Annotated in this window: 13 protein-coding genes; 4 read left to right on the top strand and 9 right to left on the bottom strand. The window is 70.0% G+C overall.

All coding sequences use genetic code 11. From position 1 onward, the window contains the following. Window positions 1-558 precede the first annotated feature (558 nt). Window positions 559-1,269 (bottom strand): SDR family oxidoreductase, encoded by a 711-nt coding sequence (locus ACYVK3_RS16940; RefSeq protein WP_460498504.1) that lies wholly within the window; start codon window positions 1,267-1,269, stop codon window positions 559-561. 64 nt (window positions 1,270-1,333) lie between these two features. On the opposite strand from ACYVK3_RS16940, the gene ACYVK3_RS16935 reads away from it, so the two are divergent. Next, window positions 1,334-1,702, top strand: coding sequence for a MerR family transcriptional regulator (locus ACYVK3_RS16935; protein WP_460498503.1), 369 nt, complete (start codon window positions 1,334-1,336; stop codon window positions 1,700-1,702). 415 nt (window positions 1,703-2,117) lie between these two features. On the opposite strand, the gene ACYVK3_RS16930 is transcribed toward ACYVK3_RS16935, so the two are convergent. Both ACYVK3_RS16930 and ACYVK3_RS16925 read right to left on the bottom strand, forming a co-directional pair. Then, window positions 2,118-3,101 (bottom strand): SDR family NAD(P)-dependent oxidoreductase, encoded by a 984-nt coding sequence (locus ACYVK3_RS16930; protein ID WP_460498502.1) that lies wholly within the window; start codon window positions 3,099-3,101, stop codon window positions 2,118-2,120. Between the two features lie 45 nt (window positions 3,102-3,146). Continuing rightward, entirely contained in the window at window positions 3,147-4,208 is a 1,062-nt protein-coding gene (locus tag ACYVK3_RS16925; RefSeq protein WP_460498501.1) for an aldo-keto reductase family protein, read from the bottom strand. 129 nt (window positions 4,209-4,337) lie between these two features. Between ACYVK3_RS16925 and ACYVK3_RS16920 the strand changes: the two genes are divergently transcribed. Next, window positions 4,338-4,970, top strand: a complete 633-nt coding sequence (locus tag ACYVK3_RS16920; RefSeq protein ID WP_460498500.1) for a TetR/AcrR family transcriptional regulator — start codon at window positions 4,338-4,340, stop codon at window positions 4,968-4,970. 140 nt (window positions 4,971-5,110) lie between these two features. On the opposite strand, the gene hemB is transcribed toward ACYVK3_RS16920, so the two are convergent. The 6 genes from hemB to ACYVK3_RS16890 all read right to left on the bottom strand — a co-directional run bounded on the left by hemB (window position 5,111) and on the right by ACYVK3_RS16890 (window position 11,388). Next, window positions 5,111-6,103 (bottom strand): porphobilinogen synthase, encoded by a 993-nt coding sequence (gene hemB / locus ACYVK3_RS16915; protein WP_460498499.1) that lies wholly within the window; start codon window positions 6,101-6,103, stop codon window positions 5,111-5,113. Between the two features lie 22 nt (window positions 6,104-6,125). Further along, window positions 6,126-7,706 carry a bifunctional uroporphyrinogen-III C-methyltransferase/uroporphyrinogen-III synthase gene (locus ACYVK3_RS16910; protein WP_460498498.1) on the bottom strand — a complete coding sequence of 527 codons (1,581 nt, stop codon included), beginning with the start codon at window positions 7,704-7,706 and terminating at the stop codon, window positions 6,126-6,128. A 34-nt stretch (window positions 7,707-7,740) separates the two neighbouring features. Then, complete coding sequence (gene hemC, locus ACYVK3_RS16905) at window positions 7,741-8,667, bottom strand: hydroxymethylbilane synthase (protein ID WP_460498497.1); 927 nt, start codon at window positions 8,665-8,667, stop codon at window positions 7,741-7,743. Then, entirely contained in the window at window positions 8,664-10,037 is a 1,374-nt protein-coding gene (hemA, locus tag ACYVK3_RS16900) for a glutamyl-tRNA reductase (protein ID WP_460498496.1), read from the bottom strand. Before hemA ends, hemC begins: the two co-directional genes overlap by 4 nt. A 25-nt stretch (window positions 10,038-10,062) precedes the next feature. Next, entirely contained in the window at window positions 10,063-10,761 is a 699-nt protein-coding gene (locus ACYVK3_RS16895) for a redox-sensing transcriptional repressor Rex (RefSeq protein ID WP_460498495.1), read from the bottom strand. 366 nt (window positions 10,762-11,127) lie between these two features. Beyond that, complete coding sequence (locus ACYVK3_RS16890; protein ID WP_460498518.1) at window positions 11,128-11,388, bottom strand: glutaredoxin family protein; 261 nt, start codon at window positions 11,386-11,388, stop codon at window positions 11,128-11,130. A 373-nt stretch (window positions 11,389-11,761) separates the two neighbouring features. Here ACYVK3_RS16890 and ACYVK3_RS16885 point away from each other — a divergent pair, with 373 nt between their 5' ends. Both ACYVK3_RS16885 and ACYVK3_RS16880 read left to right on the top strand, forming a co-directional pair. Next, window positions 11,762-12,568: an ECF subfamily RNA polymerase sigma factor, BldN family gene (locus ACYVK3_RS16885; RefSeq protein ID WP_460498494.1), complete on the top strand. Its 807-nt coding sequence runs from the start codon at window positions 11,762-11,764 to the stop codon at window positions 12,566-12,568. Window positions 12,569-12,875: 307 nt separating this feature from the next. Beyond that, the coding region (locus tag ACYVK3_RS16880) for a DUF5667 domain-containing protein (RefSeq protein ID WP_460498493.1) at window positions 12,876-13,508 on the top strand (633 nt) is incomplete at its 3' end.

Here is a 13,508-nt window from a genome sequence, read left to right as displayed (position 1 = left end):
AACAGCGGCAAGCTAACCTAGCCCGCGCCGCATAGGACGGTGTCAACACCAAAGGGACAAGCCCCCCACCCGGCACCACCGACCACCTCCGCGCCGACAAACCAACGCCACCCCACCTGCCACCGCTTTTGTCGCCGCCTTGGCGCAGAGTGACCATCACGCCCGCACGTTCCCGCCAACGCCCCCGCCTCCATTGCAGGTCTCAGCAGGCCCCCGCCCGACCATTGCCGGGCTCGGCAGGCACCCCGCCCGACCACACCGGCGCCCACCCCAGGACACCAGCACCGGCCAAACCGCCACCTCGTCATCGCCGCCGCCCTTGACGCAGAACGACCATCGCGCCCGCCCGTTCCGCCAACGCACCGGCGGCCATTGCCGGGCTCCCCGTGGCATCCCCGCACCGCACGGGCGGCCGCCACCGAACTCCTACGAGTTTCGGAAACTCGTCACCGCACAGTAAGACTCCAAGGCCCGCACTCGGCCCCGGCCGGTGGAATTCGAAAGGCCGGCCGAGGCCCAGTGTCGTCGTGCTCCTCGGAGTGGTTGGGCGCGCGGTCGTTAAGCGGGAAGCTCCATGTTCTCGTAGAACGGGCGCGGGTCGGACGAGAGCGAGGACTTGATGTGCCTGCTCCAGTCGTCGGCGAGCACCTCCCATTCCTCGTTCTCGACACCGTCGAAGGCAGCGCGGGCCACCTGCTCGGGCGCCAGTTTCGGTCCGTCGAATCCGGCGACCATGTCGGTGTCGGCCATGCCGAGATGGAGCCCGGTCACGAGCGTCCCCTGCCCTGCGAGCTCGAGGCGGACGCCGTTGGTCATAGCCCACTGGGCCGCCTTCGCCACGTGGTACGAGTTGACGCCCTTGAGCCCGAACCACGAACTGGCGGACAGGACGTTGACGATCGCGCCGCCGCCGTTGACCCCCAGCACGGGCGCGAAGGCGCGCACCATGCGCAGCGATCCGAACAGGTGCGTCTCGAGCTCGGACCTGGTCTTGTCGAGGTCACCCTCGACAAGGTCCTGGAAGGTGTTGATACCGGCGTTGTTGACCAGCAGCGTGACGTCGCCGGCGCGCTCGGCGGCTCGCCGCACCTGCTCGGGGTCGGTGATGTCGAGCTGGATCGGCTCGACGCCGGGGAGGTCGATGGTCTCGGGGCGGCGTGCCGCCGCGTAGACCTTGTCGGCTCCCCGATCGAGGAGGTGCTGGGCGAAGGCGCGCCCGAGTCCGCGGTTGGCTCCGGTGACGAGTGCTGTTGCTCCATTGATCTTCATAAGAGCTACGCTAAAACCTGACGTTAGCGTCAGAGGCAAGGGTGAAGCGGAGGAAATTACTGTGATGCGGATCGGCGATCTGTCCAAGCGCACTGGGGTGAGCGTCCGGGCGCTGCGGTATTACGAGGAGCAGGGCCTGTTGGAGCCCGAGCGGAGCCCGTCAGGGCAGCGGCTCTACCCCGAGAGCGCGGTCGAGAAGGTCGCCTTCTTCCAGGACATGTACGCCGCGGGGCTGTCCAGCCGCCGCATCGCCGAGCTGCTGCCGTGCGTCGACACCGGATTGACCGACGAGGCGCAGCGGCGCATGCTCCACGCCGAACGGGACCGCATCGGCGACACCGTCGACCGCTTGCAGGCCGCGCTCCGGCGACTCGACGGCGTCATCGAGATCGCCGAGGCACGGAGCGCCGAAGCCGGACCAGTCATGGCGTAACAGACCGAGCAACCGGTGCGGTGTGGAGGCACGGCCGAGGACACCGGGCTCGGAGCCATTGAGGTCGCCTCGCACCGGAGTTCGCCGTGGACGCTGGTCCCTGGGGAGCGGCATAGGCTACAACCGACGGAACGCGCCCCGGACCCGCCGACGCCCCTGGGAGCTCCCGTGAACCGATCCGCTTCCCCTGAACGGCCCAGGATGCCCGGATCGGTGATCCTCGCGGCTGCCTTCCTCGGGCTCGGCTGCCTCATATGCCTGGTCAGCGGACTCAGCGCCATCTCGCCGAACCCGCCGCTGGGAATGGCCCTCCGGGTCGCGGGGATCGCTGACCTCGCCTCCGGCCATCGACGTGCGGTTACCGGAGGCCGAACGACGCTCACGGCCGTTCGGTCCCCGGTGAACCCAGCGGGCCTCAGGCCTTGAGGAGCTGCTCGCTGAACTCCCAGAGGTGCTGGGCGGCCTCGGGGTCGATCGAGTGCGACGTGGCCTCGGACGGGATGCTGTCGGCGGTGAGCGGCCTCGGCTCGTCGTCCAGCCGCGAGATGTCGTTGTCCTTCAGGTAGACGCCGCCGATCTCGCCGAGCATCGGGCTGGTCGCCCCGAACACGATGGTGGCGGCGCCCTGCTCCGGGGTCTTCTTGCCGAGTTCCGGATCGATGATGGGCTGACCGGTCTCGTCGATCAGCCCCATGGCCCGCAGTGCGTCCGAGCCCGCGGCGCTGTTCAAACTCGTGCCGACGACGACGCCCGGATGCACGGCGTAGCCGCGGATGCCATCGGCGGCCCACCGGCGGTCCAGCTCGACGGCGAACAGCACGTTGGCGAGCTTGGACTGGGCGTAGGCCACGTTGGGGTCGTAGTCCCCGGAGGTGAAGTTCGGGTCGTCCCAACGGATCTCACCGAGGCGCTGAGCGCCGGACGAGGTGTTGACCACCCGCGCGCCACGAGCGGCGCGCAGTGCCGGGAACAGGCCCAGCGTCAACTGGAAGTGCCCGAGATGGTTGGTCGAGAACTGCGCCTCGTAGCCGCGCGCGTCATACTCGATCTCGGCGGGAGCCGGCAGGGCCGCGTTGTTGAGCAGCATGTGGAGCGGACGGCCGGAGTCGAGCCAGCGCTCGGCGAAGGCGTCGACCGATGCCGGGTCCATGAGGTCGAGTCGGCTCACCTCGACGCGCTCGATGCCCTCCACCGCGGCGGCGGCGCGGTGCGGGTCGCGCGAGCCGACGGTGACGGAGGCGCCGGCCTTGCTGAGTGCGCGGGTGGCGACGAGGCCGATCCCGGAGTGACCGCCGGTGACGACGACGTTCTTGCCCGTCAGGTCGATGCCATCGAGGACGTCCTCGGCCGTCGACGCGGCGGTGAAGCGGGTGCCGATGGGATGCTGCTGGTCGGTCATATGCGGGATCCTTTCGTGGCGGTGGATACGGCTCGGTTGCAAAGCTCAGGCGGCCAGGGCGGCCGAGCGCTCCTCGATCGGGCGGCGGCGCAGCGGAGCCCGCAGGATGGCGGGCGTGTCGTACTCCATGTCGAGCCGGCCGACGTCGGTGCCGGGCGGCACGATCGCGTCGATCTGGTCGAGCATCTCGTCGGTGAGCCGGACGTCGACGCCCGCGAGCAGGTCGTCGAGGTGCTCCATGGTCCGCGGACCGATGATCGCGGAGGTGACGCCGGGGTGACTGATGACGAACGCCAGCGCGAGGTGGGCCAGCTTGACTCCGGCCTGCTCGGCGATGGGGATGAGCTGTTCGACCGCGTCGAGGCGCCGCTCGTCGGTCAGGTGCTTGAAGCCGAACTGCGAGCGGTGGGTGGCGTTCTCCTGGTTCTTGCGGTAGCGGCCGGTGAGCAGGCCGCCGGCGAGCGGGCTCCAGACGAGCGTGCCCATGCCGTATTCCTGGGCGATGGGAAGGACTTCGCGTTCGATGCCGCGGTTGAGGATCGAGTACGGGGGCTGCTCGGAGCGGAACCGGTGCAGGCCGCGCCGCTCGGCGGTCCACTGTGCCTGGACGATCTGGGAGACGGGCAGGGAGGAGGTGCCGATGGCTCGGACCTTGCCGGCGCGCACGAAGTCGGTGAGCACCGAGAGGGTCTCTTCGAGGTCGGTGTCCGGGTCGGGCTGGTGGATCTGGTACAGGTCGATGTAGTCGGTGCCCAGGCGGCGCAGCGAGTCGTCGAGGGCGCGCGTGAGCCAGACGCGCGAGGCGCCGGAGCGGTTGGGGACGGGCGGGGCGGCGCTGCCGGGGTGGAAGTCGAGTGGGAACCGGGCCTTGGTGGCGACCACGACGTCCTCGCGGCGGCCCTTGAGGGCCTTGCCGACGATCTCCTCGGACTCGCCGGCGGAGTACATGTCGGCGGTGTCGATGACGTTGACGCCCGAGTCGAGCGCCTTGTGGATGATCTTGATCGAGTCGTCCTGGTCGGGGTTCCCGACCGGGCCGAACATCATGGCGCCGAGTGCGAAGGGGCTGACCTTGATGCCGGTCCGTCCGAGTGAGCGATACTGCATGGACTGCTCCTGATGTAGTGGTCGAGGTGTGGTCGGCAAGGGCGCGGTGCTGTAACCTTGCCGAAGCGGAATGCTCTTCCACAAAGATACGGAAAGTCATTCCGGTTTGCAAGCGAGGGGACGATGGTGATGGAGAACACGGGAACGACTGGGGCCGATGCGGCCGGCTCGGAGGCGACCGAGCGCGGGCCGAAAAAGCGCCGCGCCGACGCGCAGCGCAACATCGACTCGCTGCTCGAGGCCGCGAAGACCGTGTTCAAGGCGTCCGGCGTGGACGCGCCCGCGAAGCAGATCACCGATACGGCAGGGGTCGGAGTCGGGACGCTGTACCGGCACTTCCCGCAGCGCTCGGACTTGATCAAGGCCGTGTTCCAGCGCGAGGTGGACGCCACCGCCGGCGAGGCGCCGGTACTCAGCGAGCGGCATGAGCCGGTGGAGGCGCTGAGGAAGTGGCTGCTGCGGTTCACCGAGTTCCTGGTGACCAAGCGGGGGCTGGCTTCGGCGCTGCATTCCGGCGACCCGGCGTTCGACGCCCTGCCCGACTACTTCATGCAGAAGCTCGGACCCGCACTCGGATCACTGCTCGAATCGGCGGCTGCGGCCGAAGAGATCCGGGACGATGTCAGCGCGAAGGATCTGTTGTATGCGGTGTCGCACTTGTGCATGCCGGTGAGCGATGAGGGACCCGCGTACAGCCAGCGCATGGTCGATCTGTTGGTCGACGGGATGCGCTTCGGCGGCAGGAAGCACGAGTCGCGCTAGGCGCGCTCGGCGTGAAAGTGACGTCGGGCGCGGCGGCTTTCTCCGCCGTCGCCAAGTGACGACCGAATCCCCAGCGGGGACAGTGGAACGTGGCCGGGAGTCGCAGGACTTCCGGCCTCGGTCCGTCGTTCGATCGCGCGTTAACCCAAGAGCCGTGCGGCGTCGAGGGCGGCGTAGGTGGCGATGATGCCCGCCCCGGCCCGCTTGATCGAGGTCAGGCTCTCCAGCACTGCCGCGTCCTTGTCGATCCAGCCGCGCTCGGCCGCCGCCACGATCTGCGCGTACTCACCGCTGATGTGGTAGGCCGCAACGGGAACGGGCGATCGCTCGGCTGCCGCCGCCACGATGTCCAGATAGGGCAGCGCGGGCTTCACCATGACGATGTCGGCCCCCTCGGCCACGTCCAGGTCGATCTCGTGCAGCGCCTCCACCAGGTTCGGCGGGTTCTGCTGGTAGGTGCGCCGGTCGCCCTGCAACTGCGATTCGACCGCCTCCCGGAACGGCCCGTAGAACGCGCTCGAATACTTGGCGGAATAGGCGAGCAGACCGGTCTCGATGTGCCCGGTCTGGTCGAGTGCCGCGCGCACATAGCCGATCTGGCCGTCCATCATTCCGGAGGCCCCCAGCAGGTCGGCACCCGCTTCGGCGAGCCGCTCGCCCATCTCGGCATAGCGCTCGAGGGTGGCGTCGTTGTCGACCGAGCCGTCGTCCTTGAGCACACCGCAGTGGCCGTGGTCGGTGAACTCGTCGAGGCACAGGTCCGGGATGAGCACCAGATCGTCGTGGATCTCCTCGCGGATCGCCCTGGTGGTGACGTTGAGGATCCCGTCCGGGTCGGTCGCGCCCGAGCCGGTCGCGTCGCGCTTCGCCGGGATGCCGAAGGGCATGAGCCCGCCGATCCCGGCGCGCAGCGCGTCCACGGCCAGCTTGCGGGCCGAGTCCACCGAGTGCTGCCAGACGCCCGGCATGGAAGCGATCGGCTTCGGCTCGCTCAGCCCCTCTTTGACGAACAGCGGCAGCACGAGGTCGGCCGGATGGACGCGGGTCTCGGCGACCAGACGGCGAAGGGCCGCGGTGCGGCGCAGCCTCCGAGGGCGAATCGTCGGGAACTCGGGTGTTGCTCTGCGCGGCACTGCGGCCATCTCCTTGCGGTCTCTAGCGGAACCTCAGCGCGGTGGGGCCCTGCACTTTCTGGCCGCGCCGGGTCTTGATGGGCCCCTCGGCGAGGCGCTTGCGCAGCTCCACGGCGTATTCGGCGAGCGATTCGATCAGGTCGGGCACCGAGGCGTTCTCGGGCTTGGCGTCGACGCGCAGCCCGAACTCGATCGCGGTGTCCGAGGTGGCCGGACCGATGCAGGCGACGACCGTGCGCTGGTGCGGCTTGCCGGCGATGCCGACGAGGTTGCGCACCGTCGAGGACGAGGTGAACAGCACCGCGTCGAAGCCGCCGGACTTGATCGCGTCGCGGATCTCGGCGGCCGGCGGCGAGGCGCGCACCGTCCGGTAGGCGGTGACGTCGTCGACCTCCCAGCCGCGCTCGCTCAGCCCGGACACGAGGGTCTCGGTGGCGATGTCGGCCCGCGGCAGCAGGACCCGGCCGACCATGTCCAGGACGGGGTCGTGCGGCGGGAAGACCTCGAGCAGGCCGTCGGAGGACTGCTGCCCGGCCGGCAGGAGCTCGGGCTCGATGCCGAACTCGCGGACCTTGTTCGCGGTGGCCTCGCCGATGCAGGCGATCTTGATGCCGCCGAAGGCGCGGGCGTCGAGGCCGTGCTCCTTGAACTTCTCCCAGATGGCCTTCACGGAGTTCTGAGAGGTGAACACGATCCACGCGTAGCGGCCGTCGACCAGGCCCTTGATGGAACGTTCCATCTGGGCCGGGGTGCGCGGCGGCTCGACGGCGATCGTCGGGACCTCGCACGGGATCGCGCCGTAGGCGCGCAGGCGCTCGGACATGACGCCGGCCTGCTCCTTGGTGCGCGGGATGAGGACCTTCCAGCCGTACAGCGGGCGGGACTCCCACCAGGCGAGCTCGTGGCGGTCCTCGACGCCGGGGCCGATGGTGAGGACGACCTGCCCGGCGTAACCGAGCGCCGCCTCCACAAAGGTGTCCACAGAAGACGTGGTGGTGTACTGGGTCTCGCCGGTCGCGTCGCCGGTGACGGCCACGGCGGTCTCGCCCGAGACCCCTCCGGCCAGCAGGATGTCGCGCAGGCTCGAGAGGTCGGAGACGTCGGCGGTGACGGTGAGGCTGCCGCGCTTGACGGCGTCGGCGAGCGCCACCGGCTCCAGCGAGGCGATGTCGTCGATGTCGATGACCGTGCGGACCTCGCCGGGCGGCATGCCGGCGTAGACGGCGACGGCCTGGGCGTGGCTCATGCCCGGGATGACCTCGAAGCGGGCCTCCTCCGCGGAGGCGGCCTTGATCTCGGCCTTCGCCAGGCGGTTCGGGTAGGCGTCGCCGACGACGAGGCGGGCGATGTTCTCGCCGTCGCGGGCGGCGGCGGCCATGAGCTTGCCCTGGTCGCTCGGAGAGTTCTCGATCAGCTTGATCTTGCTCTCGTCGCCGGCGAGTTCCTTCGCGGTCTCGATCAGCGACTGGGGCAGCGAGCGATCGTAGTAGACGCGGTCGGCCTCGCTGATAGCGTCGAGGGCACGCTTGGTCAGCAGTCCCGGATCGCCTGGGCCGGTCCCGACGAATCGCACGCGGCCCACCAGCTTACGGGCACTGGTCATGTTCTCTCCATCAACAGTCGTCTGAGCAAAAGGTCTACTTCAATAGTTGCTCGGCACCGTTCGCGAGCAAATCCTCGGCCAGCGCCTTCCCCACCGCGGCGGCCTCGGCCGCCAGCTCGGGGGTATCCCCCAGTTCGGCGGTGGTCGAGAGCTTCTCGGTGACGCTGCCGTCGGCGGCGAACGCCGCTCCCCGCAGATACAAGTCGAGTGTGCCGGGCGCTGCGCCCTCCGAGACGTCGGCGAGTGCGGCGACGGGTGCGCTGCATCCGGCTTCGAGGCGTTCCAGGAGACCGCGCTCGGCGGCGACCGCGGCTTGTGAGTACCGGTCGTTGAGCATACTCGAAATACGCGCAGATGTCTTGTCTGCTTTGCGGCATTCGACCGCCAACGCCCCTTGTGCCGGGGCTGGAAGCATCACCAACGGGTCGAGGTATTCGCTCACTTCACCCTCGCGGCCGACCCGTTTGATGCCGGCGGCGGCGATGACGACCGCGTCGAGGTCGTCGTCGACGCGGGCCATGCGGGTGTCGATGTTGCCGCGGATCGGCACGCACTCGAAGTCGCGGCCGAGGGCGAGCAGCTGGCTGATGCGCCGGGGCGATCCGGTGCCGATGCGCGAACCGGGGCCGAGGTCGGAGAGGGTGCGGCCGCCCCGGGAGACGAGCACGTCGCGGGGGTCGGCGCGCGGCGGCACGGCGATGACGAGGTGCTCGGGCTGGGCGGTGGGGAGGTCCTTGAACGAGTGGACCGCGATGTCGATCTCCTCGCGTTCCAGGGCGTCGCGCAGTTGGTTGACGAACACGCCGACGCCGAGCTGCGCGACCGGCACCGTCGTCCCGTCTCCTGTGGTCTTGATCTCCACGAGTTCGACGTCCTCGCCCGAGACGCGGGCGAGTTCGTCGGCGACGGTCTTGGTCTGGGCGAGCGCGAGCTTCGACGCCCTGGTGCCGACACGGATCACTTGGTGCCACCTTCCGGAACGATCTTCAAGGCTTCGATGAGGGCGGCGTCGTGGGGATCGGCGACGGTCTCGGGGCTCAGCGCGAACAGCTCGCGCAGGGCCTGGGCGTAGTCGGGCGCGCCGGGGCGGCCGGACAGCTCGCGGACGCGGACGGTCGGCTCGTGGAGGAGGCGCTGGACGACGCGGTGGACGGTGCGGGCGACCTCGGCGCGCTGGTCGTCGGTGAAATCGCCGCGGCGGGCGACGCGGGCGAGCTCGGTCTCGACGATGCCGGCGGCGGCGGACCGCAGCGCGGCCACGGTCGGGGTGACGGCGTCGGCGCGCAGGCTCTCGGTGTAGGCCTCGATCTCCTCGGCGATGAGCCGCTCGACCTCGGCGAGGGTCTCGGCGCCGGCCCCCGCGAACGCGGAGCGCTGGATCTCGGCGATGTCGATGACGTGGACGCCGTCGAGCGCCGCGACGTCCTCGGCGACGTCGCGCGGCAGCGCCAGGTCGCAGACGACCAGCCGGGAGCGGCGGCCTTCGAGCGCGGCGGCGTCGATGACCGGCGCGGGCGAGGCGGTGGCGCACACGAGCAGGTCGACGCCGGAGGCGAGCGAGTCGAGCGTGGCGTAATCGGCGACGGCCGCGCCGTGCTCGGCGGCGAGGCGGCGGGCCTTGGCGCGGTCGCGGTTGGCGACGGCGAGCGTGGCGGTGCCGGCGCGGGCGAGCGTGGCGGTGGCGAGGCCGCCCATGGCGCCGGCGCCGACGACGGCGGCGTCGGCCTCGGCGAGCGGTTTGCCGAGCGCCTCTTCGGCGAGGGCGAGCGCGGCGGTGACGATGGAGGGGGCGTGGGCGTCGACGTCGGTCTCGGCGTGGACCCGCTTGCCGACGCGCAGCGCCTGCTGGAACAGCTCGTGGAGGTGGCGGCCGACGAGGTCGGCCTCGCGGGCGGACTCGTAGGCGTCGCGCAACTGCCCGAGGATCTGGGGCTCGCCGGCGACCATGGAGTCGAGCCCGGCGGCGACGCGAAAGGCGTGGGCGACGGCGTCGGCGCCGTGGCGCACGTATCCGCAGGACGCGAAGTCGAGGGCGGCCTCGTGCCCGCCGCTCTCGGCGACGCCGGCGGAGCCGTAGATCGGCACTGGGGCGAAGCCGCCCCACAGCTCGCCGAGCTCGTCGACGATCGCCGACAGCGCGCCGTGGAACGTCGCGGCGGCGGCGTAGACCTCGACGCGGTTGCATGTGGAGAGCACCACGGCCTCGCGGACCTCGCCGCCGCGCAGGAGTCGCTCGGCCATGCGCGTGCCCGACTCGGCGTCCACCGCGAGCCGTTCCAGGGTCTCCACCGCGGCACTGCGATGCGAGATACCGACTACCAGGAGGTTCACTTCACCGTTCCCGTCTCTTGCCGCCTCAGCGTCTAGTGATGTGCGTCTTGTGATGTTCGTGGAATGACAGGATCTGCAACTCGACGGCCAGGTCGACTTTGCGGACCGCCACACCCTCGGGTACGGCGAGCACGCATGGCGCGAAGTTGAGAATGCTTGTGACCCCAGCTTGTACGAGGAGATCGGCCACATGTTGGGCGGCCGCTTCCGGTGTGGCGATCACCCCTATGTTGATGCGCTCGTCGCGGACCGCGTCGGCCAGGTGGGCAACGTCGCGCACGGTCAGGCCGTCGAGGTCCTTCCCTATGATGCCCGGGTCGGCGTCGAACAGGCCAATGATGTTGAACCCGCGCTCGCTGAATCCGGGGTAGCGGGCGAGGGCTTGTCCCAGGTGGCCAAGGCCGATGATGGCCACGCGGGAGTCTTTCGTGAGTCCGAGCACTCCGGCGATATAGGAGGCGAGCGTCGCCACGTTGTAGCCGACGCCGCGCATGCCGGTCGCCCCGAGCTGGGAGAGGTCCTTGCGGAGCATCGCCGAGTTGACGCCGGTGGCGGCGGCCAGCGTCTCGGAGGAGACGGTGTCGACGCCGGCGTCGGTGAGCGTCGAGAGCGCCCGCAGGTATTCGGGCAGGCGCCGAACGGTGGCGGCCGGGAGGTCGGCGGCCGCGGCCAAGTGGAGGTGCGCGGGGCCTCGGTGGTCGGTGCCTTCGCCGGTGGTCGTCAATGAAGCTCCAGGTCTCTCGCCGCCTGTGCGTTCCCGCCTGTACGTTCGTTCGCGCGGTGCACAGCGCCTGTGAGTTACTCAGCTTAGGGCGTGGCCTGTCGCGCAGATCGCATAGGCAGTGCTAACCGGCGGGGCGCTCACACGTTCGGACCGCCCGGCCCGCATCGAGGCGGCCGACCACGGGCGGTCCTCGGCTTCTCGGCGTGACGACTGAGGCGACTCGCGGGCACCCCGGGGCGGTACACCCCCGTATCGCTGAGCAGCGCTCAGCTGTACCGAACCTGTCGGGGCGCCCGGCGAGTCACCGTCAGGATCATTTTGCCCCGAAACAGACCCGATGCCCGCAAACCCGGATTTCTCGGCGCGTCACGCGCCGGCCGCGAGGTCCTGCTTCAAACGCGGCACGTCGACGTCCCAGTAGCCGTGCTCGGCGCCGTCGAGCAGCACCACCGGCAGCCGGTCGCCGTACTCGCGTGCGAGCTCCCGGTCGTCGGCCACGTCGACCTCGGTCCACCCGACTCCCGTCTCGCGGGCCACCGCGTCGAGGTCGGCCCTCGCCGATTCGCACAGATGGCAATCCTTTGTGGTCAAAAGTGTCAGTCTGTTCACCCTGGTCCCCCGCCGAATCCGGGTCCGCTCGTCCAGATCGCACAAGCTGTGCGACACCCTCTGTCATTCCTCGCTCACTATTGAGCGGGAACGGGCCCGGGATGCCGGGCCGCTGAACATCATATGGGGAGGTAATGGTGGGATTCCGCCCCCGCAAGGAAGGGTACGCCGGTTGCGGCTTCCAAGATCGACATCGGCCGGCCCGTGGCCGTCACTCATTGCGACACGCCGACTCCAAATCCCTCAGGAGCGCCGTTGCGATTCCTAGACTCAGGCGGGTCAGTCCCTGCGGGACCCGATCGCATGACTCGGCCCGACCCCTCACACGAGGAGGCCACTAGTGCCCGGTATTGCACCAGCCATGGCGACGCTCGCGAGCCATCGAACTGTGGTGCCCACAGCAGACACCGTCCCCTTCCTTCGCGGCAACTCGATCGCCGAAGTCCTGGCGTTGACCGGCACGGCGAGCCTGGAACGGCTCCGGCATGCCCTGTGGGCGGTCCTGAGCCTCGACACCGGCACCGCCGAGCAGAACTCCGTCCACGCCGGCCCGGCCGCCGACCAGGGGGCCGCCCCGAGCGCCGAGGCCGATCCGCACAGCGGCAAGCACCGCCGCGAACCCGAAGACCAGGCCGACGGCGAGGAGGTCGCCGCGCTGGTCGCCAGGGCGCAGGCGGGGGACTCCTCGGCCTTCGCCGAGATCTACGACCGCTACAGCGAGACCGTCTACCGGTACATCTACTTCCGCGTCAACAACGCCCAGCTCGCCGAAGACCTCGCGTCCGAGACGTTCCTGCGGGCGCTGCGGCGCATCTCCAGCTTCAGCTGGCAGGGGCGGGCCTTCGGGGCCTGGCTCGTCACCATCGCGCGGAACCTGGTGGTCGACCACTTCAAGTCGGGGCGGTACCGGCTGGAGATCGCCAAGCCGGACGTGCTCGGCGCCGACTCGCCGGAGACCGACCCGTCCACCTCGCCCGAGACCGCCACGCTGGAGAAGCTCACCAACGCCACGCTGCTCACCGCCGTCAAGAAGCTCAACCCCGACCAGCAGGAATGCATCGTCCTGCGGTTCTTGCAGGGCTTCACGGTCGCCGAGACGGCCCGCACCATGGGCAAGAACGAGGGCGCGGTCAAGGCGCTCCAGTACCGGGCCGTGCGCACGCTCGCACGGCTCCTGCCGGAGGGCTTCCGGGGCTGAGGACCGCCCCGGGCTCCCCTCCGGAGTCGGGAAACCGATGGAAACCCGTTTACCAGGGCATGAGCCCTGTATCACGACCCACACCGCCAAGCCAGGCCGTAACCTCAGGGGCTACTCGTGCGTTGTTCTAGGTACAGGAGCAGGATCCATGCAGTGAGAGGGGGTGTGCCCGGTGATCTACAACCCATTGGAACGCCGGCGCGCGGAGGAATTCGCACGTCAGCTTGATTCCGACGGTCCCAGCCACCCTCACTCGAGCGAGACCGCTCACCCATCGGGTGCGTCAGCGGAAGAACTCGCCGAACTCGTGAGCGTCACCGAACGCCTCCACGACCTCGGCGACCAGATGATGGCCGCCAGCCGCCCGTCGGCGCAGTGGCAGGATGCCACCCGGCGCCGGATCATGGCCGTCGCCGCCGACGAGGGCATCGGCGTCACCGCCCGGCACCGGGCCAGCGCCGCCGTCCCCGCGGCGGCCGGGCCGCCCGTCCTCGACGAGCTGTTCCCCCGCCGCCCGCGCGGCGGCAGGCGCATCGCCATCGTCAGCGCCCTCCTCACCGGCACCGTCGCCATCTCCGGCGTCTCCGCCGCCTCGGGGGACGCGCTGCCGGGCGAGACGCTCTACAACGTCAAGCGCTCCACCGAGCGCGCCCAGCTCGCGCTCGCCGGGAACGACCTCGGCCGCGCCCAGCTGCACCTCGAGTTCGCGGCCAACCGCATCGCCGAGGCCGCGGAGCTGGCCGACGACGACGGGGCCGCCGCGGGCGCCCTCACCGAAGCCGCCACCGAGCTCCGCACGGGCACCGCGCTCCTCGGCGAACTCGCCGTGGAGAACGACGACACCGTGCCGCTGGACTACATCGACCTGTTCGCGGGCGAGCACCGCTGGGCGCTCGAGGAGCTCGTCGAGAGCCTCGACGGCGAGGCCATGGCCGCGGGG

This window comes from Glycomyces tarimensis (genome assembly GCF_054776215.1).
This window is presented reverse-complemented; position numbering and strand designations above follow the sequence as displayed.